Source organism: Kaistia sp. UC242_56, from assembly GCF_044452255.1.
In the GTDB taxonomy this organism is placed as follows: Bacteria; Pseudomonadota; Alphaproteobacteria; order Rhizobiales; family Kaistiaceae; genus Kaistia; species Kaistia defluvii_A.
On record NZ_JBIOAN010000002.1, the window covers coordinates 807,711 to 831,607 of the forward strand.

General features: G+C 65.5%; 20 protein-coding genes. 12 read left to right on the forward strand and 8 right to left on the reverse strand.

The window, feature by feature from the left end:
• The first annotated feature begins 7 nt into the window (after positions 1 to 7).
• The 7 genes from kdpC to ACHMWQ_RS06565 all read left to right on the forward strand — a co-directional run bounded on the left by kdpC (position 8) and on the right by ACHMWQ_RS06565 (position 5,971).
• Positions 8 to 577 carry a potassium-transporting ATPase subunit KdpC gene (gene kdpC, locus ACHMWQ_RS06535; RefSeq protein ID WP_396306824.1) on the forward strand — a complete coding sequence of 190 codons (570 nt, stop codon included), beginning with the start codon at positions 8 to 10 and terminating at the stop codon, positions 575 to 577.
• 67 nt (positions 578 to 644) lie between these two features.
• A complete protein-coding gene (locus ACHMWQ_RS06540; RefSeq protein WP_396306825.1) occupies positions 645 to 3,347 on the forward strand; it encodes a DUF4118 domain-containing protein in 2,703 nt (900 codons plus the stop codon).
• Positions 3,344 to 4,036, forward strand: a complete 693-nt coding sequence (locus tag ACHMWQ_RS06545; RefSeq protein ID WP_396306826.1) for a response regulator transcription factor — start codon at positions 3,344 to 3,346, stop codon at positions 4,034 to 4,036. Before ACHMWQ_RS06540 ends, ACHMWQ_RS06545 begins: the two co-directional genes overlap by 4 nt.
• 63 nt (positions 4,037 to 4,099) lie before the next feature.
• On the forward strand, positions 4,100 to 4,552 hold the full coding sequence (locus ACHMWQ_RS06550) for a PTS sugar transporter subunit IIA (RefSeq protein ID WP_396306827.1): 453 nt from the start codon (positions 4,100 to 4,102) through the stop codon (positions 4,550 to 4,552).
• Between the two features lie 74 nt (positions 4,553 to 4,626).
• Complete coding sequence (locus ACHMWQ_RS06555) at positions 4,627 to 4,944, forward strand: plasmid stabilization protein (protein WP_396306828.1); 318 nt, start codon at positions 4,627 to 4,629, stop codon at positions 4,942 to 4,944.
• Positions 4,945 to 4,990: 46 nt separating this feature from the next.
• On the forward strand, positions 4,991 to 5,143 hold the full coding sequence (locus ACHMWQ_RS06560; RefSeq protein ID WP_354551755.1) for a hypothetical protein: 153 nt from the start codon (positions 4,991 to 4,993) through the stop codon (positions 5,141 to 5,143).
• Positions 5,144 to 5,164: 21 nt separating this feature from the next.
• On the forward strand, positions 5,165 to 5,971 hold the full coding sequence (locus tag ACHMWQ_RS06565; RefSeq protein WP_396306829.1) for a Ku protein: 807 nt from the start codon (positions 5,165 to 5,167) through the stop codon (positions 5,969 to 5,971).
• Positions 5,972 to 6,037: 66 nt separating this feature from the next.
• Here the strand turns inward: ACHMWQ_RS06565 and ACHMWQ_RS06570 are convergent, their stop codons facing one another.
• The 4 genes from ACHMWQ_RS06570 to ACHMWQ_RS06585 all read right to left on the reverse strand — a co-directional run bounded on the left by ACHMWQ_RS06570 (position 6,038) and on the right by ACHMWQ_RS06585 (position 10,439).
• A complete protein-coding gene (locus ACHMWQ_RS06570; protein WP_354551757.1) occupies positions 6,038 to 7,081 on the reverse strand; it encodes a Gfo/Idh/MocA family oxidoreductase in 1,044 nt (347 codons plus the stop codon).
• Between the two features lie 7 nt (positions 7,082 to 7,088).
• Positions 7,089 to 7,922 (reverse strand): carbohydrate ABC transporter permease, encoded by an 834-nt coding sequence (locus ACHMWQ_RS06575; protein WP_266330648.1) that lies wholly within the window; start codon positions 7,920 to 7,922, stop codon positions 7,089 to 7,091.
• 1 nt (position 7,923) lies between these two features.
• Entirely contained in the window at positions 7,924 to 8,838 is a 915-nt protein-coding gene (locus tag ACHMWQ_RS06580) for a sugar ABC transporter permease (RefSeq protein ID WP_354551759.1), read from the reverse strand.
• Between the two features lie 152 nt (positions 8,839 to 8,990).
• On the reverse strand, positions 8,991 to 10,439 hold the full coding sequence (locus ACHMWQ_RS06585) for a substrate-binding domain-containing protein (RefSeq protein WP_354551760.1): 1,449 nt from the start codon (positions 10,437 to 10,439) through the stop codon (positions 8,991 to 8,993).
• Positions 10,440 to 10,769: 330 nt separating this feature from the next.
• On the opposite strand from ACHMWQ_RS06585, the gene ACHMWQ_RS06590 reads away from it, so the two are divergent.
• The 5 genes from ACHMWQ_RS06590 to ligD all read left to right on the forward strand — a co-directional run bounded on the left by ACHMWQ_RS06590 (position 10,770) and on the right by ligD (position 18,489).
• Complete coding sequence (locus ACHMWQ_RS06590; protein WP_396309405.1) at positions 10,770 to 11,990, forward strand: ROK family protein; 1,221 nt, start codon at positions 10,770 to 10,772, stop codon at positions 11,988 to 11,990.
• Between the two features lie 22 nt (positions 11,991 to 12,012).
• Positions 12,013 to 12,333: a hypothetical protein gene (locus tag ACHMWQ_RS06595; RefSeq protein WP_266330652.1), complete on the forward strand. Its 321-nt coding sequence runs from the start codon at positions 12,013 to 12,015 to the stop codon at positions 12,331 to 12,333.
• A gap of 70 nt (positions 12,334 to 12,403) precedes the next feature.
• Positions 12,404 to 14,665: a N,N-dimethylformamidase beta subunit family domain-containing protein gene (locus ACHMWQ_RS06600; protein ID WP_396306830.1), complete on the forward strand. Its 2,262-nt coding sequence runs from the start codon at positions 12,404 to 12,406 to the stop codon at positions 14,663 to 14,665.
• A gap of 181 nt (positions 14,666 to 14,846) precedes the next feature.
• Entirely contained in the window at positions 14,847 to 15,728 is an 882-nt protein-coding gene (locus ACHMWQ_RS06605; RefSeq protein ID WP_396306831.1) for a Ku protein, read from the forward strand.
• A 1-nt stretch (position 15,729) separates the two neighbouring features.
• Complete coding sequence (gene ligD / locus ACHMWQ_RS06610; RefSeq protein WP_396306832.1) at positions 15,730 to 18,489, forward strand: DNA ligase D; 2,760 nt, start codon at positions 15,730 to 15,732, stop codon at positions 18,487 to 18,489.
• A gap of 179 nt (positions 18,490 to 18,668) precedes the next feature.
• On the opposite strand, the gene ACHMWQ_RS06615 is transcribed toward ligD, so the two are convergent.
• The 4 genes from ACHMWQ_RS06615 to rbsK form a co-directional block, all read right to left on the reverse strand.
• The gene (locus ACHMWQ_RS06615; protein WP_396306833.1) at positions 18,669 to 19,610 is read right to left on the reverse strand and encodes a carbohydrate ABC transporter permease; all 942 of its coding nucleotides are present in this window, start codon (positions 19,608 to 19,610) and stop codon (positions 18,669 to 18,671) included.
• An 11-nt stretch (positions 19,611 to 19,621) separates the two neighbouring features.
• Entirely contained in the window at positions 19,622 to 20,737 is a 1,116-nt protein-coding gene (locus ACHMWQ_RS06620; RefSeq protein WP_354551767.1) for a sugar ABC transporter permease, read from the reverse strand.
• Between the two features lie 182 nt (positions 20,738 to 20,919).
• Complete coding sequence (locus ACHMWQ_RS06625; protein WP_354551768.1) at positions 20,920 to 22,596, reverse strand: sugar ABC transporter substrate-binding protein; 1,677 nt, start codon at positions 22,594 to 22,596, stop codon at positions 20,920 to 20,922.
• A gap of 357 nt (positions 22,597 to 22,953) precedes the next feature.
• Positions 22,954 to 23,892: a ribokinase gene (rbsK, locus tag ACHMWQ_RS06630; protein WP_396306834.1), complete on the reverse strand. Its 939-nt coding sequence runs from the start codon at positions 23,890 to 23,892 to the stop codon at positions 22,954 to 22,956.
• Positions 23,893 to 23,897 lie beyond the last annotated feature (5 nt).

Consider the following 23,897-nt stretch of genomic DNA (forward strand, 5'->3'; position numbering starts at 1 on the left):
ATCTGTCATGTTGAAACAGCTACGCCCTGCGATCCTGATGATCGTCGCGCTCACCGTGATCACCGGCCTGATCTATCCGCTGGGGATGACCGGCATCGCCCAGGCGCTGTTCCCGCGCCAGGCCAATGGCAGCCTGATCGAGCGCGATGGCAAGGTCGTCGGTTCCGAACTCATCGGCCAGAGTTTCACCACCGACCGCTACTTCCACGGCCGCCCCTCGGCCGCCGGCAAGGGTTATGACGCAGCGTCTTCCGGCGGCTCCAATCTCGGCCCGAGCAATCCGGCGCTGATCGAGCGCATCCAGGCCGACGCGGAAAAGCTGAAGGCGGAAAACCCCGGCGCCGCCGTTCCGATCGACCTTGTCACCACCTCGGGCAGCGGCCTCGACCCCGATATCTCGCCGGAGGCCGCCCTGTTCCAGGTGCCCCGCGTCGCCAAGGCGCGCGGGCTGGACGAAGTCACCGTGAAGGCGCTGGTCACCGCGCATGTCGAGGACCGCCAGCTCGGCTTCCTGGGCGAGCCGGTCGTCAACGTGCTCGCCTTGAACCTTGCGCTGGACGCAGCCGGCGCGCAATGACAGGCAGGGGCCGGAACCAGCGCCCCGGCGCCGGTTCCGGCCGTTTGGACAGATGGGTCAAGATTGGATGCCTGACGACAATCGAGACGCACCGAACCGGCCATCGCCGGAGGCGCTGCTGGAGCGGGCGACGCGCGAGACGCGCGGCCGGCTGAAGATCTTCCTCGGCGCCGCGCCCGGCGTCGGCAAGACCTACGAGATGTTGATGTCCGGCCGGGCCCGCAAGGCGGACGGAGTCGATGTGGTCATCGGCGTGGTCGAGACGCATGGCCGGGCCGAGACTGAGGCGCTAGTCGAGGGCTTCGAGGTCATTCCGCGAAAGACGGTCGATTATCGCGGCCGCGTGCTGGAGGAGATGGACCTCGACGCCATCCTGGCGCGGCGACCGGCGCTGGTGCTGGTCGATGAACTCGCCCACACCAATGCCGAGGGCAGCCGCCACCCCAAGCGCTATCTCGACGTCGAGGAGATTCTGGCGCGCGGCATCGATGTCTACACCACGCTCAACATCCAGCATGTCGAAAGCCTGAACGACGTCGTCGCCCAGATCACCCGGATCCGGGTGCGCGAGACGGTGCCGGATTCGATCATCGACCGCGCCGACGACGTCGAGGTCATCGACCTCACCCCCGACGACCTGATCAAGCGCCTGCATGAGGGCAAGGTCTATTTTGCCGGCACGGCGAAGCGGGCGATCGAGAACTATTTTTCGCCCGGAAATCTGACCGCGCTGCGCGAGCTGGCGCTTCGCCGCACGGCGCAGCGGGTTGACGAGCAACTCGTCAGCCACATGCAGGCGCATGCCATTTCCGGCCCCTGGGCGGCGGGCGATCGCGTGCTGGTCTGCATCGACGAGCAGCCGCGCAGCGTCTCACTGGTGCGCTATGCCCGCCGCCAGGCGGACCGGCTGCGGGCACCCTGGGCGGCGATCCATATCGAGACGGCGCGCTCGGCCGGCCTCTCCGAGGCCGACAAGGACCGCATCGCCGCGACGCTGCGGCTGGCCGAGCAACTGGGCGGCGAGGCGATCACGCTGCCGGGCCAGGACGTCGCCCGGGACATCGTCCGCCACGCCCTGGCCAACAATGTCACGCACATCATCGTCGGCAAGCCCGGCAAGTCGCGCTGGCGCGAGGCGATCGAAGGCTCGGTGTCGCATGAGCTGATCCGGCTTGCTGGCGACATCAGCGTTCACGTCATCTCCGGCGACGATCGCGAAGCGCCACCGGCCCGCGGCGTGGCGCTGGCTGCGCCGTCCCGCTTCCGCCTGCGCCCCTATGTGCTCGGCGTCGGCTATGTCGGCATCGGGCTCGGCTTCGCCATGTTGCTGCTGCACGTGCTCGACGTGCGCAACCTGGCGCTGGTGTTCCTGATGGCGGTGCTGACCTCGGCGGTGACGGCGGGGCTCTGGCCGGCGCTGTTCACCTCGGCCGTCGCCGCGCTCGCCTTCAACTTCTTCTTCCTGCCGCCGCTCTACACGCTCAACATCGGCGACCCGGAGAGCGTGATCGCCTTCGTCTTCTTCCTGGGCGTCGCTGTTATCGCCAGCAACCTCACCGCCCGCGTGCAGCGCCAGGCGGCGGCGGCGCGCCAGCGCGCCCGCACCACCGAAGGGCTCTATCTCTTCAGCAAGAAGCTGGCCGGCGCCGGCACGCTCGAAGACGTGCTGTGGGCGACCGTCTATCAGATCGCGTCGATGCTGAAGGTGCGCGTTGTCGTGCTGCTGCCGGAGAACGGCACGATTGCCGTGCGCGCCGGCTATCCGCCGGATGACACGCTGGTCGACGCCGACATCGCCGCCGCGCGCTGGGCCTGGGAGCACGATCGCCCGGCCGGGCGCGGTGCCGATACGCTGCCCGGGGCCCGGCGGCTGTATCTGCCGCTGCGCACCGGCCGAACAGCGGTCGGTGTTGTCGGGCTCGACGATGACGGGCAGGGGCCCTTGCTGACGCCGGAAGAACAGCGGCTGTTCGACTCGCTCGCCGACCAGGCGGCGCTCGCCATCGAGCGGATTGAACTGGTCGCCGATGTCGATCGCGCCCGGCTCGCGGCCGAGGCGGACCGGCTGCGCTCGGCGCTGCTGACCTCGATTTCGCACGACTTGAAGACGCCGCTCGCCGCCATTATGGGCGCGGCCGAGGCGCTGCGCGACTATCCGGACACCATTGCCGAGGCCGACCGGGTCGAACTGCTTTCGACCGTCATCGACGAGTCCGAGCGGCTGCATCGCTTCATCGCCAATCTGCTCGACATGACGCGGATCGAATCCGGCGCGATGGCGCCGAATGCCTCGGCGCAATATGTCGGCGACGTCGTCGGCACCGCGCTGCGCCGGGCGGCCAAGATCCTGTCGCATCATGTCGTCGAGGTCGAGATACCCTCGGACCTGCCGATGGTGCGACTCGATCCCGTCCTGTTCGAGCAGGTGCTGTTCAACCTGCTCGACAATGCCGCCAAATATGCGCCGGAGGCCTCGACGGTGCGGATCCAGGGCTGGGCCGATGGCGGATCCGTGCTGCTGCAGGTGATGGACGAGGGGCCTGGCATCCCGCCCGCCGACCTTGAACGCGTCTTCGATACCTTCTATCGGGTGCGCAAGACCGACCATGTGCTGGCCGGAACGGGGCTGGGGCTTTCGATCTGCCGCGGTTTCGTCGTGGCGATGGGCGGGACGATAGAGGCCAGCAACCGTTCCGACCGCTCGGGCGCGGTCTTCACCATCAAGATGCCGGTCCCGGCCGACGCCGCCACGCTGGAAGAGCTGCCATGACCAGTCCTATGGTACGAATCCTGATCGTCGACGACGAACCGCCGATCCGCCGCCTGCTTCGGGTCGGGCTCACATCCGAGGGCTTTGCCATCGACGAGGCGACCAATGCCCGCACCGCGATCGAGCATGTCGCGGCCGAAAAGCCGGACCTGATCCTGCTCGATCTCGGCCTGCCGGACATGCCTGGGCATGAGCTGATCGGCCGCTGGCGGACGGATCTGCCGGATCTCCCTATCGTCGTGCTGTCGAGCCGCACAGACGAGGCCGGTATCGTCCGCGCGCTGGAGCTCGGCGCCGATGACTACATGACCAAGCCCTTCGGCATGAAGGAACTGGTTGCGCGCATTCGCGTTGCCCTCCGCCACAAGTTGCAGCAGCAGGGCGAGAAGCCGATCTTCCAGACGGGCGAGCTTTCTGTCGATCTCGTCAAGCGGATCGTCAAGGTCGCGGACCGGGAGATCAAGCTGTCGCCGAAGGAATACGACATCCTGCGCGTGCTCGTTCAGCACGCAGGCAAGGTGCTGACCCACCAATATCTCCTGAACCAGGTTTGGGGTGGGTCGACAGATGTGCAATACCTGCGCGTCTATGTGCGCCAGCTCCGCCAGAAGATCGAACGTCAGCCGGACCAGCCCGAATATATCACCACCGAAACGGGTGTCGGTTACCGGTTGCGCGACGTCGAATGAACCGAACTGGCACAGGCCGTGCCGTGATCCGAAGCGCCCTTTGGCGCCGATGCGAGTGAGACGATGATCCTTTCCCAATTCATCAAGCCCGAAAGCGTGATGATTGACCTTCCGGCCCCGTCCAAGACGAAGCTGCTGCGCAGCCTGTCCGACCAGGCCGCGCTGGCGCTGGACCTGCCGGCGGACGACATCTTTCAGGCGATCCACAATCGCGAGAAGCTGGGCTCCACCGGCGTCGGCGAGGGCATCGCCATTCCGCATGCGCCGGTTCCCGGCCTCGAAACGCCGTTCGGCATGGTGATCCGGTTGAAGAAGCCGATCGATTTCGAGTCGATCGACGATATCCCGGTCGACATTGTCTGCCTGCTGTTGATGCCGGGCCAGAGCTCCACGACCTATCTGAACGTGCTGGCCTCCATGGCGCGCAAGCTGCGCTCGCCCAAGGTGGTCAAGTCGATCCGCCAGGCGGTGCTGACCGAGCAGGTCTATACGGCCCTGTGCGACGAGGCGGCCTGACCGCAGGCGGCCCTGGCCGGAACCCCCGCTGCGTCGCTGCGTTGACCCCCGGTTGAAGCAAACGGAGGTGCGTCATGCCCCGGGGCGACAAATCGAAATATACCGACAAGCAGGAACGCAAGGCCGATCATATCGCCGAAGGCTATGAAGAGCGCGGCGTTCCCGAGAAGGAAGCGGAGCGCCGCGCCTGGGCCACCGTCAACAAGGACGATGGCGGCGGCAAGAAATCCGGCTCCGGCCGCGGGGTCGAAACCGGCCATCCTGCCGCGCATGAGGGCGGCGAAAAAGGCGGGGCCGCTTCGGCTGCCCGCCCGGCAGCCGATCGTTCGGCCGCCGCCAAGAAGGCCGCAGCCACCCGAAAGCGTAATGCGGAGCATCGGGCGCATGGTTGAGCGCACGGTTATCGGTCCCAATTCCCCACGACAGAAAGAGGCAATCATGGACCGGCGAGTAGGACAGTCTACTGAAGAACACGCGACCACCACCGAAGCCCGGCAGGCCGTTGCGCCGCATCGACTGCGCTACATGCTGGTGGCCGGCATCGCGGCGGTGGTGCTCGGCTTCCTCGCCGTCTATTTCATGATCCAGTAGCCGCCGAGGTCGGAGAGCATCATGGCGCCGCGTTCGTTCTGGAAAGGCTATCTGAAGCTCTCGCTTGTCACCTGCCCGGTGGCGATGATCCCGGCTACCACGGACAATGAGAAGGTTCGGTTCCACACGCTGAACCGCGCCACCGGCAACCGCGTCGTCAGCCAGTATGTCGATACGGAAACCGGCGACCTCGTCGAGGACGACGAGCAGGTCAAGGGTTACCAGCGCGGCGAGCACGAGTACTTGATGCTGGAGGACGACGAGATCGATTCCGTCGCACTGGAAAGCACGCGGACGATCGATATCGAGATGTTCGTGCCGGCCGATGACATCGGCTGGATCTGGTACGACAAGCCGCATTACCTCGTGCCGGACGATCCGGTCGGCGAAGAGGCTTTCTCGGTCATCCGCGACGCCATGGCGGCGACGGGCACGGTCGGCATTTCCCGGCTGGTGCTCTATCGGCGCGAGCGGGCCGTGATGCTGAAGCCGCGCGACAATGGCATCGAACTCTGGACCCTCCATTACGGCGATGAGATCCGCCAGGAGGACGATTATTTCGAGGCGATCGGCGATGCCAAGGCGGATCCGAAGCTGATGGAAATGATGCAGACGCTGATCAAGGAGCGGACCAAGCCCTGGTCGCCGGCGATGGTCAGCGATCCCGTGCAGGATCGGCTGCTGGATATCATCGCGGCGAAGAAGAAGGGCAAGAAGCCCCCGGCCCGCAAGGAAGCGCCGGCCAGCCACGGCAATGTGGTCAGCATCATGGATGCGCTGCGCAAGAGCATCGCTTCCGAGGCCAAGCCAAAGCCGAAGGGGCGCTGAGCCCCAAACCGGAATCAAAAGGCAGCGCGGAGGGATCCGCGCTGCCTTTTTTTGTGTTCGACGAGCCTAGACGCCGTCGGCAAGCGTAATGATCTTGCCCGTCGCGGCAGCCTCTTCGATCGCCGTCAGCACGCGCGTCACGCGCAGGCCGTCCTGCGCGTCGGCAAGCAGCGGCGCGTCGTCCGCGACCGAGTCAATGAAGCGGGCGATCGCCTCCATGACGAAGCCACCGATGCGCCCGCCCGCCGCCGGCGTCACGCCGAGCAGGTCATGGGCGCGCCGGCCGGAGCCGGTATATTTGCTGAAGGCGCTGTTCTGCGCCGTGTCGGTCTGGATCGCACCCTTCTCGCCGATGAATTCCATCCGGAAATCGACGACGCCGGGCATGTCGCGCGGCAGCACCCAGCTGTTTTCCATCTGGGCGATGGCGCCATTGTCGAATTCGAGGATCGAGAGATGCACGTCGGCGGTGTTGACGCCATTCGACGCCAGATAGCCGCGCCGGACCATCGCCTGCACGCGCTTGACCTCGGCGCCCATGATGAAGCGCAGCGCGTCGAGCGAATGGCTGCCCAGGAACCAGAGTGCCGAGGAGCGGCCGGCCCAGGACAGCAGGTCATAGGGCACGAACACGGTGTTCGACAGCTTGGCGGAGGCGTGCAGCGGCATGCCGATCTCGCCGGCGGCGATGGCCTCGCGGGCAGCGACGATGGCCGGGTTCACGCGGTTGTGGAAATCGACCATGACCTTGACGCCGGCCTTGTCGGCCGCGGCGGCGATCGCCTCGACCTCGGCCAACGTGGTCGCCAGCGGCTTCTCGCTCATCACATGCTTGCCGGCCTGGATCGCGGCCAGGACGATGTCGCCATGGGCGAAATCGGGCGTCGCCACGGTGACGGCGTCGATATCGGGATCGGCCAGCAGCTGGCGATAATCCGTATAGGTCTTGGCCGCACCGAACTGCTTCTGCATATCGGCGACGCGGGCGGGATCGAGATCGCAGACGGCGGCGAGTTCCGCGCCCTCGATGGCGCTGAGCGTCTTGCAATGGAACGAGCCCCAGAGGCCCGCTCCCACTACGCCGAAGCGGACTTTGCGCGATGACGTCATTTCCGTTTCATCCTTTCACGGAACCAAAGGTCAGGCCTCGGACGACATAGCGGTCGAGCACGAGGAAGATCAGCATGGGCGGGATCATGGCGGCGACGGCGGCGGAGGCGATGAAGCCCCAAGTGACGCCGGCGGTGCCGAAATATTGCAGCGTGCCGACCGGCAGCGTCGTCGTGCTGCGGTTGGCCAGCACCAGCGGAAAGGCCGCGTTGTTCCACGAGAACACGAAGGCGAACATCGAGGTGACGATCAGGCCCGGCATCACCATCGGCAGGATGAACTTGAGCAGGATCGTCGTCGTGCCGGCGCCGTCGATGCGCGCGGCCTCCTCGATCTCGATCGGCACCTCGTCGATGAAGCTCCGCATCAGCCAGACCGAGAACGGGATGGTCAGGGTCTGCGAGATCAGGATCATCGAGAAATAGGTGCCCTTGACGCCCGCGAGGCTCGCCAGGATCGAATAGGGAATGAGGAAGGCGACGGGCGGCGCCATCAGCAGGCCGAGATACCAGAGCATGATGTGCTTGCGGCCGCGGATCTTGTAGCGCGACAGCGCATAGGCGGCCGGAAACGAGAACGGCAGGTTCAGCGCGACCGCGCCCACGGCGACGATTAGGCTGTTCATCAGCTGCGGCGCGTTGTTGCCGGGGTTGAAGAAGGTGTAGCGGATCGATTCCCAGTTGGGCGTGAACGACAGCACCGGCGGCATGGCGAAATAGGTTTCCGCCGGCCGGATAGCGAGCAACACGAACCACAGGATCGGGCCGATGAAGATCAGCAGCAGCAGCCCCATGGCTGCATAGCCGAGCAGCCGGCCGGCGACGCTTTCCGAGCCTTCCATATCAATCCCAATCCTTGAACGCGAAGAAGACAAAGAGGCCGATGATCGCGTTGACGACGATGACCATCATCCACGTCATGGCGCTGGAGAGGCCGATGTTGAAATCGACCATGCCGGCTTGATAGAGGCTGTAGCCAAGCGTCCGGCTCGACGTTCCCGGCCCGCCCTTGGTGAGCACAACGACCAGGTCGAACGTGTTGAAGATCTGCATGAAGCGCAGCATCACCACGATCATCGCGGTCTTGCGGATCAGCGGCAGCTTGATGTGCAGCAGTTGCTTCCAGGGCGTGATGCCATCGATCTTCGCCGCCTCGACGATCTCGCCGGGCACGGCGAGCAGGGCGGCGTAGAGCACGATGGCGAAGAATGGCGTCCACTGCCAGATATCGGCGAACAGCACCGCCCAGAGCGCGGTCGAAGGCGAGCCCAGCAGGCCGGCGGCGGGCAGGGGGATGCCGGCCGAGGTGAGCAGCCAGGGGATCAGGCCGCCATTGGGGTCGTACATGTAGCGGAACAGGAAGCCGACGACGATCGGCGCGATGGTCGTCGGCATGATCAGCAGCACGCGGGTGAGCTTGATGCCGCGCAGCTTGCGCAGGAGCAGGAGCGCGATGGCGAGACCGAGCGTGAACTCCACCGCCGTGCCGACGACGGTCATCATCAGCGTCGTCTTCAGCGAGTCGAGGAACATGCCGTTCGACAACGCCATCTTGTAATTGTCGAAGCCGATGAAGCCCATCGGCGAGGGGCCCATCTGCAGGTTCCAGAAATAGAAGCTGTTCTTGAGCGCGAACAGCAGCGGGAAGGCGATCAGCGCCACCAGCAGTAGAATGGATGGGCTGATCAGCAGCCACGGGGTGTAATCGGGCAAGCGCCGTCGCGCCCGCGGCGGCGTGGCGATGGATACTGCGGACATGGACGCTCCAATGGAAAAGAGAGCGGACGGGGCCGGGAGGGTAGCCCCGTCTGCTCTTGGTCAAGCAAAGATCTTGGGCTCTTTGCTCTCAGGTAGAGGGTCTGCTTGAAGCCGGAACCGCCTGGCAGGGAGGTTCCAGCTGGCCGCTACACTCAGGCGAGCGACTTGAGCAGGCTCTTGGTCGCATCCAGCGTATCGTTGAACGATGCCTGCTGGTACGGGATCAGGAAGTTGCCCTTGAGGATGGTCTCGAAGAAGGTCGAGGTATCCGAGAGGCAGGCCTCGGGCGTCAGCTGGCCGGTCAGGACCTTGTTGAGGTTGAGGCCATAAATGCCTTCGAGCGTCGTGTAGACCGGCACCGGCGGACGGACGATCTTGCCGTTGCCGCGCTCCAGATCGCCGAGCTGGGCGGTCAGATGCGGGTAGATCTTCAGCAGCTCGGCATCCTTGTAGAGCGAAGGACGGGCGAAGTCGGAGAACTGGTAGCCATACTTGTTGTAGAGGCCCATGGCCTTCTGCGTCTTGGCCGAGGTCGCCCATTTGACGAACTGCCAGGAAGCGTCGCGATTGGCGGTGTTCGCGGTGATGCCGAGGCTGTGGCCACCGAGCGAGACGACCTGTTCGCCCGGACCCTTGGGCAGGCGGGCGATGCCGAGCTTATCGGCGACGACCGAGTCCTTGCCGCTCATATAGCCGTCCTTCTTGCAAAGGTAGGCATAGGGCGTCCACCAGTAGAACATGCCGACATCGCCCTTGGCGAAGCGCATGCCGGCGTCGAACCAGTTGTAGCCGACCGATTCAGCCGGCGCGTTCTTGTAGAGCTCGGCGAAGATCTTCAGCGCGGCGAGGTTTTCCGGGCTGTTGATGGTGGGCTGGAAGTCCCAGGCCGTCGCGGCCGGGAAATCCTTGAACCAGCGCGTGCCCATGCTGGCGGCGAGCTGAGAGTACATGTGCACGACAGGGGCGGGCTGCTGGCCGGCCAGCACGGTGCCGCTCATCTTGTGGCCGTCGAAATCCTGGCCGTTCATCTTCTGCACGGCGGCGAGATAGTCGTTCCACGACCAGCTGCCATCCTCCGGCACCGTGATGCCGGCCTTGTCGGCGAAATCCTTGCGGTAGAGCACCATCTGGCCATAGGCCGCGACCGGCAGCGTGCCGATCTGGCCGCGCCAGGTATTCAGCGAATAGAGCACCTCGGGGATGTAATCCTCGATATGGGTGTCGCTATCCGCCTTGATGAACTCGTTGAGCGGGGTGATCCACTTGCTCTCGAGATACTGGCCGAGCCACATCTGGTCGACCGAGATGACGTCGGCGTCCGGCTCGTTGCTGATGAAGGACGAGGTCAGGCGCGCCTGCAGCGCTTCGAGCGAGATCGCCTCGATCTGCAGCTTGATGCCGGTTTCCTGCTCGAACTGATCCTTCAGGCCCTCGATCGCATAGTAGAACGGGTCGCCGGCAAGCAGAACGCGCAAGGTCTTGTCGGCAGCCATGGCACGGCGCGGCATCAGCCCGCCGCCGACGGCCGCGGTACCAGCAAGCGCCGCACCGCTTTTCAGTAGGCTTCGACGCGAAAGATTGAAATCGAATCCAGACTTCATGTTCCCACTCTCCTCTTGGAAGCATTGTCCGGCGCCAGATCCATGCCTGGCGCTCGTTGATCACGACGGGCACGGGTTCTTACTGGCCGATGCAGCCTCGGTTCCCATCGAAGGCTGTGGCGGCGTCCGGATCGTCTTGTTAGTATGAGGCTCGCACAAACATTTTAACTCGTCAACGACCCGATGATCGGCTAAGAATTAATTCGGAGGTCGGACTGGCAGCGCGCGCACCCAGCCGAGTTTCCGTATAGGAAGCGGAGGGCGGACATACCCCGCCGCGAGCACAACGAGGGCAACTTGGAGCGCGAACCTTCCACCCAGCGTTGGTCCATGGACGAGGAGGATGTCTCCGGCGACGTGCGGACGGCGGTGCCGCATGGCCGGTCGCTGCTGTCGTCCTCCATGGTCGGATCGGCCAATCGCGGCCGGGTCCTGCAAACGCTGTTCGATCTCGGCCCGACCAGCCGGGCGGAGCTGGCGCGGCTGGCCGGCGTCAACCGCACCACGATTTCCGGCATCGTCCAGCCACTGCTCGACCAGCAGGTGCTGGTCGAGGGCAATCCGATCCGCCCGAGCGAGGCGGGCGGCAAGCCAGCGCGGCCGCTCTGGTTCTCGCCCGATGCACGGCCGATCTGCGGCATGATGCTGATGCCGGACGCGGTGCATACCTGCCTCGTCACCCTGGCCGGCACCCTCTCGGCCGAGCAGAGCGGACGCTTTCCCGACAATCCGAAGATCGCCGATATCGAGCGCGCCATCGAGTTGAGCACTTCGCGCACGCTGGCTTCCGCCCGGCGCGAACCGCTTGGCATCGGGGTCGCGGTCGGCGGCATGGTCGACACCGATCGCCGTGCCATCATCGCCGTCAATCTGGCGCCGGTGCTGAACGGCTTCGAACTCGGCGACATGCTGACCCGGCGCTACGGCCTGCCGGCCCTGCTCGATCATCATCCGCGCGCCCTGCTGGTCGGCGATCGCTGGTTCGGCAAGGGACGCGGCATGCAGAATTTCGCTGCCGTCTACACCGGCGAGGTGCTGGGCGGCGCGCTCTATCTCGGCGGTCATCTCTATCGCGGCCGCAGCGGCGCCGGCGGCGAACTCGGCCATACCTTCGTGCAGGTCGATGGCGAGGTCTGCTCCTGCGGCCGGCGCGGCTGCTGGGAGACGATCGCGACGGTGGGCTGGCTGCGCCGCCAGGCGCGCGCCATCGGCCTCGACGCGCCCGACGAGATCAATTCGCGCCGCCTGGTCGCCCTGGCCGGCGCGGGCGTGCCGGGCGCGCGCAACCTGCTCGATCTCTATGCCCGCAACGTCGCCGTCGGCATCGCCAATCTGCAGCAAACGGTAGCGCCGAATTTCTACGTTTTGCACGGCGATGTCGTCGGTGGCGGGGAAATCATGGCCGAGGCGATTGCGGGACATGTCCGCGCCCTCGTACCATCGCGCAGCGGGGGAGAAATCAGCTTCGCGATCGGCGAGACGGAAGACCGCGCAGCCCTGCTGGGCGCGGCCGGTCTTGTCTTGTCGGAGTTGCTTCAGTTTCCATTGTAGGTTCGACGCAGGGGGAGTGCTCATGGTCTACAAGATCGATCCGGAGATAGATCGACACTACATCGAGGAGTTCCGGCAGAAGCCGATCGGCGCGCACAGCCCCGGCCTGCAGCGGCTTCTCAACACCATGCGCCACGACCCTTCCGGCAAGCAGGTGGTGCTGGTCTGCAAGCGCCCGTTCGAGGAATGGGTGCTGGGTCTGATGCCGGCCGATCGTCGCGAACCGATCGCGATCGAGGACGGTCCCGTCTTCACCGACATCGAAGAGGCGGAATGGGAAGTCTTCCGTCGCCGCTGGCGCCTGCTGACAGGCGAAAGCATCAATCGGCCGCTGCGCGACTGATCCTTCCCGTTCGAAAAGCAGATCGCCGCCACGGCGATCCCGTTTCATGCGCCAATCCGGATTTCATTCCATGCTCAAGATCGTCGGCTATCCCGACCGCTACAGCGTTGCCCCGGGCGAAGAGATCGCCTTCAAGATTTCGCTGGAGGAAGGCGAGACCTTCGAGGCGCGGCTGGTCCGCGTCGTCAATGGCGACTGCAATCCCGCCGGCCCCGGCCTGAAGTTCCCCCACATCCCGACCGAGATCGACGGCATCCATGCTGGCAAGCCCCAGCGTATCGACGCCGGCTCCTACATGGTGGCCACGGACCTGCCGGCGGTGGCCGCGCAGACCTTCTCCTTCCTTGGCTTCGTCTGGCCGACAATGCCGAGGCGCGACGAGCAGGTGATCGCGGCGCAATGGGATCCCGCGACCCAGGCGGGTTTCGAGATCGGCATCGGCGACGAGGGTAGGCTTTCGCTGACGGTCGGCGACGGCAGCGGCGGCACCGAGACGGTGCGCGTAGACCATCCGATGCTGGAGCGCCAGTGGTACCAGATCGCCGTCACCTTCGATCCGGCCAGCGGCGAGGTCACGCTCGACCAGCGCCCGCTCATCCCCTATGCGGTGGTCCGCGACCATGGCCAGTATCGCGGCCGCATCCGCCTGGAAGTGCAGGCGCCGCCGGTAGCCTTCTATCTCGCCGGCCGGCCCAACACCGACGGCACGGTCGGCCATCATTTCGATGGCAAGATCGACGGCCCGATCCTGCTTTCGGGCGTTCGCACCCATGCCGATCATGATGGCCTGCTGGCCGGCAGCGCGCCGCAGGACGTGGTGACGGCGCGGATCGCCCATTGGGATTTTTCCCGCGAGATCGAGAGCGTCAACGCGATCGATGTCGGTCCGTCCGGCCGGCATGGCCGGCTGATGCAGATGCCGGCCCGTGCCATGAAGGGCCATAACTGGACCGGCGAGGAACAGGCCTGGCCGAATAAGCCCGAGCATTACGGCGCGGTGCATTTCCACCATGACGACATCTATGACGCCCAGTGGGAGACTTCGGTCTCGCTGAGCATTCCGGACGATCTGAAGAGCGGTGCCTATGCGCTGCATGCCTGGTCGGGCGACAGCGACGAGACCGCGACGCGCGAGACCTACATTCCCTTCTTCGTCCGCCCGCCGCGCGACAAGGCCAAGCGCGGCAAGCGCCCGCCTGTCCTGGTGCTGGCGCCGACCATGTCCTATCTCTCCTACTGCAACCACGCCGAGCACATCACGGCGCGCGGCGCGGAGCGGCAGATGGGCCGGCTGCTGACCTTCGGCCACACCGATCTCTACATGTACGACCACCCCGAACTGGGCGGCTCGCACTACGACACCCATGCCGACGGCTCGGGCGTCTGCTATTCCAGCCGTCTGCGGCCGAACCTCAACTTCTCCCCGCGCTATCATTCCTGGCTCGGCGGTCCCGGTTCGGCGCTCTACCAGTACAATGCCGACACGCATCTGTTCGACTGGCTCGACCACAAGGGGGTCGACTACGACCTGATCACCGACGAGGATCTGCACGAGGAGGGCTACGACCTTCTCGCCGACTATCGCATCGTCATCACCGGCACCCATCCCGAATATCATTCGACGGCGATGTGGGACGGCATGAAGGCGTGGATCGATCGCGGCGGCCGGCTCATGTATATGGGCGGCAATGGCTGGTACTGGCGCATCGGCTTCCACAAGACGGAACCCGGCGTCATCGAGGTGCGGCGCGCCGAGGACGGCATCCGTACCTGGGCGGCCGAGCCCGGCGAATATTACCAGTCGTTCAACGGCGAGTTCGGCGGCCTGTGGCGGCGCATCGGCCGGGCGCCGAACGTCATGGCCGGCGTCGGCTTCATCGCCCAGGGCTTCGACATCTCGACCTTCTACCGGCGCGCACCCGACGCGGACAATCCGCGCGCGGCCTTCATCTTCAAGGATGTGCCGGACGAGATCATCGGCGATTTCGGCCTGGTTGGCGGCGGCGCGGCCGGCATCGAGCTCGATTGCATCTCGGCCAATCTCGGCGGCCCCCCCAACATGCTGCGGCTCGCCTCGTCGGACGGGCACAGCGCCATGATGATGCTGGTCAACGAGGAATTCGGCGTGGTGCCGCCCAATCTCGGCGGCGACCAGAACGAGCGCGTCCACGCCGATCTCGCCTTCGGCGAAACGCCGTCGGGCGGCGCGCTGTTCGCCACCTCGTCGATCGCCTGGTGCGGTTCGCTTTCGCACAACGACTATGACAACAACGTCTCGCGCATCACCTGGAACGTGCTCGAGCGCTTCCTGGACGAGACGCCTTTCGTCTGAAGGGACAGGACGGCGGAGCCTTGGCTCCGCCGTCATCCATCGGGGGCGGTGCCCGGTGCCGCCCTCTACCCGGAGGGCTTCGCTGAACCGGAACTGAATCACGCAATGGTCATTGGACTCTCCGTTCGCCCCCTTTGCTAGGGTTGGCGGATCGTGTGGTGGTGGCGTGGGAGTACGGCAGATGGCTCCAAGGGCTGTATGGAAGGGCTACCTCAAGGTGGCCGAGATCATCTGTCCGGTGGCACTGCATACTGCCGCCTCGACCTCCGAGCGCATCGCCTTCCACACCCTCAATCGCGCCACCGGCAACCGCATCCGCCGGCAATTCGTCGATCAGGATACCGGCAAGCCCGTCGAGACCGACGAGCAGATCAAGGGCTATGAAATCGCCGCCGGGGAATATGTCGAGATCGACCCCGAGGAGATCGCCGCCGCGACGCCCGAGAGCGACAAGACGCTGGCCGTCGAGACCTTCCTGAAGCTGGATCAGGTCGATGACGTCTATTTCGATCGCCCCTATTACCTGACCCCCGCCGACAAGGCCGCGATGGAGGCCTTCGTGCTAATCCGCGACGGCATGCGCAAGAGCGGCGCCGTCGCGATCGCCAGGGCCGTCCTGTTCCGCCGCATGCGCAGCGTCCTGATCCGTCCGGACGAGGAAGGGCTGGTCGCGACGACGCTGAGTTTCGACTATGCCGTTCGCCCGGCGCGCGAGGCGTTCGATCCGATCCCTAAGCTGAAGATCGAAGGCGAGATGCTCGAACTCGCCAAGCACATCATCGAGACCAAGCGCGGCACTTTCGACCCGGCCGCCTTCGACGATCGCTATGAGGCGGCCCTTGCCGATCTCGTCAAGGCGAAGCTCGAAGGCAAGACGTTCAAGGCGCCGCCGCCGCGCAAGACCGCCAAAGTCGTCGACCTGATGGCGGCGCTGCGCGAGAGCGCGGGCGTGAAGGCCAAGGAGAGCGCCCCGGCCAAGGGCAAGGCCAAGACCGCGAGCAAGAGCAAGACGGCGGCCAAGGCGGCGAAGCCCGCGGCCGCGCCGCGCCGCAAGGCAAGCTGACATGGCCGCGCCGCTCGAAGTCTATCGCAGCAAGCGAGATTTCAAGGTCACCTCCGAGCCGGCGGGCGGCAAGGCCCCCAGGAATCGCAAAGCGGCCAAGGTCGAAGAGGCGGGGCACAGCTTCGTCATCCAGAAGCACGACGCCACGCGGCTGCACTACGACTTTCGCCTGGAGATGGACGGCGTCCTGAAAAGCTGGGCTGTGACCCGCGGCCCAAGCCTCGACCCTTCCGAAAAGCGCCTTGCCGTGCATGTCGAGGACCACCCGCTGGAATATGGCGGCTTCGAAGGGACCATTCCGAAGGGCGAGTATGGCGGTGGCACCGTGCTCGTCTGGGATCGCGGCAGCTGGGAGCCGGTCGGTGACCCGCACAAGGGCTACGCCAAGGGGCATCTGGAATTCGAGCTGAAAGGCGAGAAGCTGCATGGCCGCTGGCATCTCGTGAAGATGCATGGCCGGCCCGCCGAGAAGCGCGAAAACTGGCTGCTGATCAAGGCCGAGGACGAGGCCGCCCGTCCGTCCGGCGCGCCGGATATCCTCGAGGAAATGCCGGATTCGGTGAAGACCGGCCGTGCGCTGGAAGATGTTGCGGGCGAAGAGCCCGGCTGGTCGTCCAAGACCGGCAAGATCGAGCACGGCGAGGACGAAGCGGAAAAGGCCAAGCCTGCCCGCAAGGCGGGGGCGAAGGCAAAGCCCGAGGCCGCGGCAAAGCCGGCGGTAAAGGCCAAGCCTCCGACCAAAGCCAAAGCGCCGGCCAGGGCCAAGGCGGCTGGAAAAGATTCTTCCGCAAAGGCCGAAGCGGCGTCGGAGGACGAAGCCGAGCCTCCGCCGCCACTGCCGGACCCGGCCCAGTTCGAGGGCGCCAAGAAGATGGCCATGCCGGCCTCCATCGAGCCGGAATTGGCGACGCTTACCGATACGCCGCCCGCCGGCGAGCGCTGGATCCACGAGATCAAGTTCGACGGCTACCGGCTGCTCGCGCATGTCGCGGCCGGGCGGGTCAAGCTGCTCACCCGCACGGGCCTCGACTGGACCAAAAAGTTTGGCAAGGAGGTCGCCGGCGCGCTGCAGGCGTTGCCGATCGGCACGGCCTGGATCGACGGCGAATTGGTGGTCGAGACGGATGGCGGCGCGTCGGATTTTTCGGCGCTGCAGGCCGATCTGAGTGAGGGGCGCTCGGATCGCTTCGTGTTCTATGTCTTCGACCTGCTCTATCTCGACGGCTACGATCTTCGCGATTTGCCGCTTACCCAGCGCCAGCAACTGCTGGCCCAGGTCGTGACCCAGGGCGGGCCATGCCTGCGGCTCAGCCAGCATTTCGAGGATGATGGCGCGGTTGTGTTCCGTCATGCGAGCCGGCTGGGCCTCGAAGGCATCGTCTCCAAGGTGGCGGATTCGCCTTACCGTTCCGGCCGCAACAAGAGTTGGCTGAAGACGAAGAGTTCGAAGCGGCAGGAGTTCGTCATCGGCGGCTATGTACCGTCGACGACATCGCGTCGCGCCATCGGCTCGCTGGTGCTGGGCGTGCAGGAGGGCGGGGCGCTTCAACATGTCGGCCGCGTCGGCACTGGCTTTTCCGTGAGCGTGGCGGAGGATCTGTTCAAGACGCTCGAAAGGATGCGGACCAGCGAAAGTCCGTTCGGCTCGCCGCTGACGGCGGAGGAGGGGCGCCAGGTGCGGTTCGTCCGGCCGGATCTGGTCGCCGAAGTCGAGTTCCGGGCCTGGACGGCGGATGGCCATCTTCGCCATGCTTCCTTCCGCGGCCTGCGCGAGGACAAGCCGGCCGTCGAGATTACCCGGGAGACCGCTGCCATGGATGAGAAGCCGGCGAGCAACAAGAAGCCTGCGCGGGGAGGACCTGCGCGCTCCACCGTCAAGCTGACCCATCCCGACCGCGTCTACTGGCCGGATGCGGGCGTCACCAAGCAGGGCCTGGCCGACTACTATGCCGAGATCTGGCCCTCGATCGCGCCCTATATCACCCATCGCCCCCTGTCATTGCTGCGCTGTCCGAGCGGCATCACGGGCGAGCAGTTCTTCCAGAAGAACGCCTGGAAGGGGCTGAACGAGGCGATCGTCCTGGTCGACGACCCGTCGACGCAGGAAGTCGAGCAGTTGATCAGCATCGAGGATCTCGACGGGCTGACGGCGCTGGTGCAATCGGCGGTGCTCGAAATCCATCCCTGGGGCTCGACGCTCGACGCCTGGGAGAAGCCGGACATGATCATCCTGGATCTCGACCCCGGCGAGGGGACCGACTGGCAGGCGGTGATCGACGCGGCCCAGGAGGTCCGGCAGAGGCTGGCCGATGCGGGGCTCGCCGCCTTCGTCAAGACATCCGGCGGCAAGGGGCTGCATGTCGTGGCGCCGCTGGCGCCGAAGGCCGAATGGCCCGATATCAAGGCCTTCACCAAGGGGCTCGCCGACGCGATGGCGTCCGACAGCCCGGACCTCTACGTCTCGACCATCAGCAAGGCCAAGCGCCCCGGCAAGATCCTGATCGACTATCTGCGCAACCAGCGCGGCCAGACGGCGGTGGCGCCCTATTCGACCCGCGCGCGCCCTGGCGCGCCGGTTTCGGCGCCGCTCGCCTGGGAAGAATTGAGCCCGGCGATCGGCCCGGCCTATTTCACGGTGCTCAACATGCCGACCCGGCTGGCCTCGCTTGGCACCGATCCCTGGGCCGATTTTCGCAAGGCGGCCAAGCCGCTGGAAATCGCTCCAGCCGGCAAAAAGAAGGCCCGGGCGGCCAAGAAGTAGCGCCCCTTTTCGGCTAGCAGCTGGGTAGAAAGACCCTCACCCTAACTTTCTCCCGCGTGCGGGACAGGGGGATCGAGCTGCGCTGGATAAACTCGCAGTTGGTGAAGCCCGCCGACCGAAAAGCCCTCTCCCGCGAGCGGGAGAGGGTGGGGTGAGGGGCTTGCTTGAAGCTCGCTCCGCTACTTCACCGCGCCGGCCGTCAGGCCCTTAACGATGTAGCGCTCCAGGAAGATGCCGACGATGGCGAGCGGCGCGATCGCGGCCGTCGACAGCGCGGCCATCGACCACCAGTTGATGCCTTGCGAGCCGGTCTGGCTCGCCACCATCACCGGCAGCGTGTTGGCGTTGGTCGAGGTCAGCAGGGCCGCGAAGAAATACTCGTTCCAGCACAGCACCACCGACAGGATGAAGGCGGCGACCATGCCCGGCAGCGAGATCGGCAGCACGATGCGCATGAACGCGCCCCAGGTCGAGCAACCATCGACGAGGGCCGCCTGTTCCAGCTCGACGGGAATGCCGCGGAACTGGTCGCGCATGATCCAGATCACGATCGGCAGCACCATCAGCGTGTAGACGACGATCAGGCCGATGCGGGTGTCGAGCAGCGCCAGCTCCTTGTAGAGAACGAGGAAAGGCATGGCGAGCACGACCGGCGGCAGGATCAGCTGCGACAGGAAGAAGAAGGAGATGTCGCGGTTGCGCCAGATCGCGAACTTGTAGTCGAAGCGGACCAGGCCGTAAGCGGCAAGCGAGCCGAGGATGACGGCCAGCAGCGAGGCGCCGATCGACATGATTGCCGAGTTCAGGAAGCGCTTCATGAACTCTTCGCGCACCGTCGAGGTGCTGAAGATCGTGTCCGGCGACAGGCCGATCGAACGCCAGCCGCGCCAGTCGGGCGTGTAGTCGTACCAGGGGATCATATGGCCCTGGGTGACGTCGACGGCGACCTTGAACGACGTCGTGATGGTCCAGTAGATCGGGAACAGCGCGATGAAGGTCCACAGGATCAGCAGCGTGTAGATCGCTACCTTTCCGGCGATGCGCTTCGAATTGCTGACGAGCTCGCTCGGCGGTTCGCGATAGGCTTGATAGCGGGTGGCCATGGCGGTTTGTGCTTTCATGCTCGTGGCCATTATCCGGTCACCCGCTTCATCCAGCGGCTGGAACCCCAGAGCAGCAGGGCGATGAACAGGGCGATCAGGATGAAGTAGAACTCAGCCACCATGGTGCCGTAGCCGACATTGGACCGGTCGCGATATTCGCGGAAGATGAAGCTCGACACCGTGTCGGTCGAGCCGCCCGGGCCGCCGGAGGTTACGGTGATGACGATGTCGGCGAGCTTCAGCTGGAAGATGATGCGGATAATGATGGCGGTGATGGAAACCGGCAGCATCAGCGGGAAGACGATCTGCCAGAACGAGCGCCAGCCATTGGCGCCGTCGACCTTGGCGGCCTCCATGATTTCCTTGGGCAGCGCCTGCAGGCCGGCGAGCAGCAGGATCATCACGAACGGGATCCAGACCCAGGCGTCCATCGCCATGATCGAGAAGCGGGCGATCCAAGGCGAGGCGAAGAAGGCGGGATTCTCCCAGCCGAGATGGCGGGCGAGGGTGGCGGCCGGGCCGAAGCGATATTCCATCAGCGACTTGCCGACCATCCAGCCGACGGCGACCGGGCTCAGCATGAAGGGCATCAGGAAGGCGACGCGGAAGAATTTTCGCGCGCGGATTTCGGCGTTGAGGAGCAGCGCGAGGCCGAAGGCGATGGCGTACTGCACCAGCACGGCCAGCACGTAATAGCCCATGTTGCGCAGCGCGTTCCAGAAATAGCCGTCCTGCATCAGCGCCCAGAAATTGGCGAGGCCGTTGAATGAGCGGCCCTCGAACGAGGCGAGGTTCCAGTCGGTGAAGGCGATATAGAGGCCGGCGACCGTCGGGAAGATCACCACGGCGACGGTGAAAAGGATGGCCGGCAGCACGAACAGCGCCCGCTTGCCGCCCTCGCCGCGGATCATCACCTGGCCGGCGCCGAGCGCGACACCCCAGGCGAGATAGGCGTAGAGGACCGGACGCCAGTTGGCGAAGCCGGTTTCCGTCTGGCCGGCGGCATACAGCATCTGGAAAAGCACGATCGCGGCGAGCGCGAGGGTCGCCAGCGTGATCAGCCACTTGCCCGCCGCGCGGCGCGCCGGCGGTATGTCGTGCGTGGCGATCAGGTCCTGCGGCGCGGCAACTTGGGACGTCTGCATAGAGGTTTGCTCATCAATGAACGTCGCGAACGACGCTCCCAGAAAAACCGGCTGGCGACGCATTCGCGCCGCCAGCCCATTACGTTCCGCTGGCATGTCCGCCGGCTTGCGGCCGATGAACGCTTCCCCGGCCCTGGGGCCGAAGAACCGCCTGCTGGCGCCGGAGCCGGCGTGTACCAGGCTTAGCCGCCGAGCGAGGCCTTGTAGAGCTCGATCTGCTTGTCACGGCCGATCTGGTCGGTCAGCTTCTCCCAGGCAGCAGCGATCTTGTCGGCGCCTTCCTGGGCGGTACCCTGGCCGGCGAAGGTCTTGGCCAGTTCGTCCTCGGCGATCGAGTAGTACTGGAAGATGCCGGGGATGCGCGGCTCGATCGCCGCGTTCGGGTGGTTGTAGCTGTCCTTGTTGGCATTGAGGTAGGCGGTGATGAACGCCTCGTCATAGCCGGCAGCGACCCATTCCGGGATGTTGAACTGGCTGTTCCGGTAGGGCTGGAAGCCCGAGGGATAGGCCGACATCCAGAGCGCGATGTCCTTGCCGCCGAGATGGGCGGCGGCGGACCAGGCTGCCTTCTTCTTCTTCTCGTCGGCATCGACGCGCGCCATGACATAGACGCCCCAGCCGAGGAAGGCCATGTTGGGCGCATAGTTCGGGCCGGAGGCGAGCTTGTCCCACTGGCCGGTCTTGGCGTTGTAGACGTCGTCCGAACCCGGCAGGATCGAGAAGCCGGTGACGTCGCCGACGACCGAGGTGTCGCTGGTCTTGGCGTTGGAGCCGACGTCGCCCCACCACGAGACCATCGAGCCGGTGCCGCCCAGGAACTGCTGGAACGCGGTCGTGTTCGGGTCGGCGTTGATCTGGTCGGCCGGCTCCGACGGCAGCGCGTCGATCACGTCCTGGATGGCGCGCACCCAGGCCGGATTGTTGATGCGCGGCTTCATCGTGTCGGCGTCGAACAGCCAGGCCTTGTCGTCGGGATGCTTGGCGTAGGCCGTCGCACGGCTGCCGAGGAAGTAGAAGCCGAAACCGCCCCAGGCCTTCGGCGCGTCGAGATAGCCATAGAGATCCTGGCCGCCGAGCTTCTTGCCCTTGAGGAACTTGGTCGCGGCCTGAACCTGCTGCCAGGTCTTGGGCACGCCCCATTCGCCCTCGTGGCCTTCGTCCTTCCACGCCTTGGCGAGGTCGGCATCGGCGAACACGTCGGTGCGGTGGTTGAAGGTGTGGCAGTCGCCGTCGATCGAGACGCGATAGGTCTTGCCGTTCCAGGTGCCGACCGGCGCCTTGAGGTAGCCGACATAGTCGTCCATGTCGATCTGGGCCTTGACCCAGTCCGGCATCTCGGAGGCGAGACCCTTGCCGCAGACGTCGCCCTCGAAGGGAGCGCCCATCTCGATGACGTCGAAATCGACGGTGCCGGTGGCGATCGACTGCTGCAGGCGGGCGTTATAATCGGCCTGGGCGAGGTCGATCCAGTTGATCTTGGCGCCGGTATAGGCCTCCCACGGCTTCAGGAAGCCGCGGAACAGCATGTTGTGCAGGTTCTGGTTGTTGAGGCCCATGAAGGTCAGCTCAACGCCGGCGAACTCGCCTTCCTTGACGTTCTTCTTGGTGGCGTCGAGCACCATCTCGCCGACCTTCTGCCAGTCCGCGTCGGTGGGCGAACCCTTGCCGACACCGGGAACCGCCAGAAGCTGGGCGCGAAGGTCGCCGGCCTGCGCCATGGCGGGCTGGGCGAACAGGCTGGCGCCGCCCATGCCGAGCGCGCCAGTCGCGGCCAAGGCGCCGAGGCCAGCGGCGCCCTTCAGGATGCCGCGGCGGCTGGCCAGCCACTTCGAATGCTGTTCGTAGTCCTGCGTCTTCATGAAATCCTCCCGATTGAGATGACGTTTCGGTGATTGCCGCTGCTGATGCCGGACCGTTTGACGGTTCATCTGGCGAGCGCGTGCATTCACCTTCCTCCATGCCGCCTTGCGGCGGCACAATTCCCTATCCGGCCGGCGTGGCGCAAAGTCTGCGCCCGCGGGGCTGGGAAGCAACAAAAGCGGCAATCGCACTCGGCGTCAACGGGTAAGTTTTTCTTCCTTGCTTTTTGTTTTTCATATGCGAAAAATCAAAAAAGTATGGAAGCTATACTATCTGCCTCTGCGATATTCCAAGACTGTTGCTATCCTCCCTTGCCCGGCGCACGTGCGGTCATCACCGGCGCCGGATTCTCCACCTCATGGGGCAGCCGCCTGAAGCTGCGCCTCGACCTCGGCCCGATAGGGCATCGAGGGTGCGGTGCCCGCGCGCGTGACGGAAATGCCGGCGACGGCGCAGCCGAAGCGCGCGGCGGCGACCGGATCGGCCCCACTCGCCAGCGCCGCGGCGAAGCCGCCATTGAACGCATCGCCCGCGCCGGCCGTCTCCACCACCGGGCCGGCGCTGATCGCCGGGATGTGGATCGAGCCGGTGCGGCTATGCAGCAGCACCCCGGCTTCGCCCAGCGTGATCAACGCTGTGCCGACGCCCTTGGCAAGAAAAGCATCGCCCGCCTGGCGCGCGCTGGCGAGGTCGGTGACGGCGATGCCGGTCAACAGCGCCGCTTCGCTCTCGTTCGGCGTGAAATAGTCGCAAAGCGCGTAGAGGGCGTCGTCGAAGGCTTCGGCCGGGGCCGGGTTGAAGATCGTCACCACGCCGGCGGCGCGGGCAATCTCGAGGCCCCGCCTTGCTGCCTCGACCGGCTGTTCGAGCTGGGTGATGAACACCGCCGCCTCGCGGATCGCGTCCGCCGCCGCATCGACGTCGGCGGCGCTGATCGTCGCCGCTGCGCCGGGAACAACGATGATCGCGTTTTCGCCCGTCGCGTCGTTCACATAGATGAAGGCCGCACCGGTTGGCTGGTCCGCCATCTCGGCGACATTGGCGGCGATGCCCTCCGCCCGCCAGGTGTCAAGCGCCACGGCGCCAAAGGCGTCCTTGCCGATCTTGGACAGGAAGGTAACCGGCGCGCCCGCGCGGGCCGCCGCGACGGCCTGGTTGGACCCTTTGCCACCCGGGCCCATCTTGAAGCCGGAGCCGGCGATGGTTTCGCCGACGGCCGGCATCCGGCCGGCACGAAACGCGAGATCCGCCACGAAGATTCCGAGAATGGCGACGCCGCGCCTCGTATCCGTCATGTTGC

What these genes read in the sequence shown, in the direction of transcription:
- kdpC (WP_396306824.1), top strand. Translation starts at nt 8, where the DNA reads ATGTTGAAACAGCTACGCCCTGCGATCCTGATGATCGTCGCGCTCACC.
- ACHMWQ_RS06540 (WP_396306825.1), top strand. Translation starts at nt 645, where the DNA reads ATGCCTGACGACAATCGAGACGCACCGAACCGGCCATCGCCGGAGGCG.
- ACHMWQ_RS06545 (WP_396306826.1), top strand. Translation starts at nt 3,344, where the DNA reads ATGACCAGTCCTATGGTACGAATCCTGATCGTCGACGACGAACCGCCG.
- ACHMWQ_RS06550 (WP_396306827.1), top strand. Translation starts at nt 4,100, where the DNA reads ATGATCCTTTCCCAATTCATCAAGCCCGAAAGCGTGATGATTGACCTT.
- ACHMWQ_RS06555 (WP_396306828.1), top strand. Translation starts at nt 4,627, where the DNA reads ATGCCCCGGGGCGACAAATCGAAATATACCGACAAGCAGGAACGCAAG.
- ACHMWQ_RS06560 (WP_354551755.1), top strand. Translation starts at nt 4,991, where the DNA reads ATGGACCGGCGAGTAGGACAGTCTACTGAAGAACACGCGACCACCACC.
- ACHMWQ_RS06565 (WP_396306829.1), top strand. Translation starts at nt 5,165, where the DNA reads ATGGCGCCGCGTTCGTTCTGGAAAGGCTATCTGAAGCTCTCGCTTGTC.
- ACHMWQ_RS06570 (WP_354551757.1), bottom strand. Translation starts at nt 7,081, where the DNA reads ATGACGTCATCGCGCAAAGTCCGCTTCGGCGTAGTGGGAGCGGGCCTC.
- ACHMWQ_RS06575 (WP_266330648.1), bottom strand. Translation starts at nt 7,922, where the DNA reads ATGGAAGGCTCGGAAAGCGTCGCCGGCCGGCTGCTCGGCTATGCAGCC.
- ACHMWQ_RS06580 (WP_354551759.1), bottom strand. Translation starts at nt 8,838, where the DNA reads ATGTCCGCAGTATCCATCGCCACGCCGCCGCGGGCGCGACGGCGCTTG.
- ACHMWQ_RS06585 (WP_354551760.1), bottom strand. Translation starts at nt 10,439, where the DNA reads ATGAAGTCTGGATTCGATTTCAATCTTTCGCGTCGAAGCCTACTGAAA.
- ACHMWQ_RS06590 (WP_396309405.1), top strand. Translation starts at nt 10,770, where the DNA reads ATGGACGAGGAGGATGTCTCCGGCGACGTGCGGACGGCGGTGCCGCAT.
- ACHMWQ_RS06595 (WP_266330652.1), top strand. Translation starts at nt 12,013, where the DNA reads ATGGTCTACAAGATCGATCCGGAGATAGATCGACACTACATCGAGGAG.
- ACHMWQ_RS06600 (WP_396306830.1), top strand. Translation starts at nt 12,404, where the DNA reads ATGCTCAAGATCGTCGGCTATCCCGACCGCTACAGCGTTGCCCCGGGC.
- ACHMWQ_RS06605 (WP_396306831.1), top strand. Translation starts at nt 14,847, where the DNA reads ATGGCTCCAAGGGCTGTATGGAAGGGCTACCTCAAGGTGGCCGAGATC.
- ligD (WP_396306832.1), top strand. Translation starts at nt 15,730, where the DNA reads ATGGCCGCGCCGCTCGAAGTCTATCGCAGCAAGCGAGATTTCAAGGTC.
- ACHMWQ_RS06615 (WP_396306833.1), bottom strand. Translation starts at nt 19,610, where the DNA reads ATGAAAGCACAAACCGCCATGGCCACCCGCTATCAAGCCTATCGCGAA.
- ACHMWQ_RS06620 (WP_354551767.1), bottom strand. Translation starts at nt 20,737, where the DNA reads ATGCAGACGTCCCAAGTTGCCGCGCCGCAGGACCTGATCGCCACGCAC.
- ACHMWQ_RS06625 (WP_354551768.1), bottom strand. Translation starts at nt 22,596, where the DNA reads ATGAAGACGCAGGACTACGAACAGCATTCGAAGTGGCTGGCCAGCCGC.
- rbsK (WP_396306834.1), bottom strand. Translation starts at nt 23,892, where the DNA reads ATGACGGATACGAGGCGCGGCGTCGCCATTCTCGGAATCTTCGTGGCG.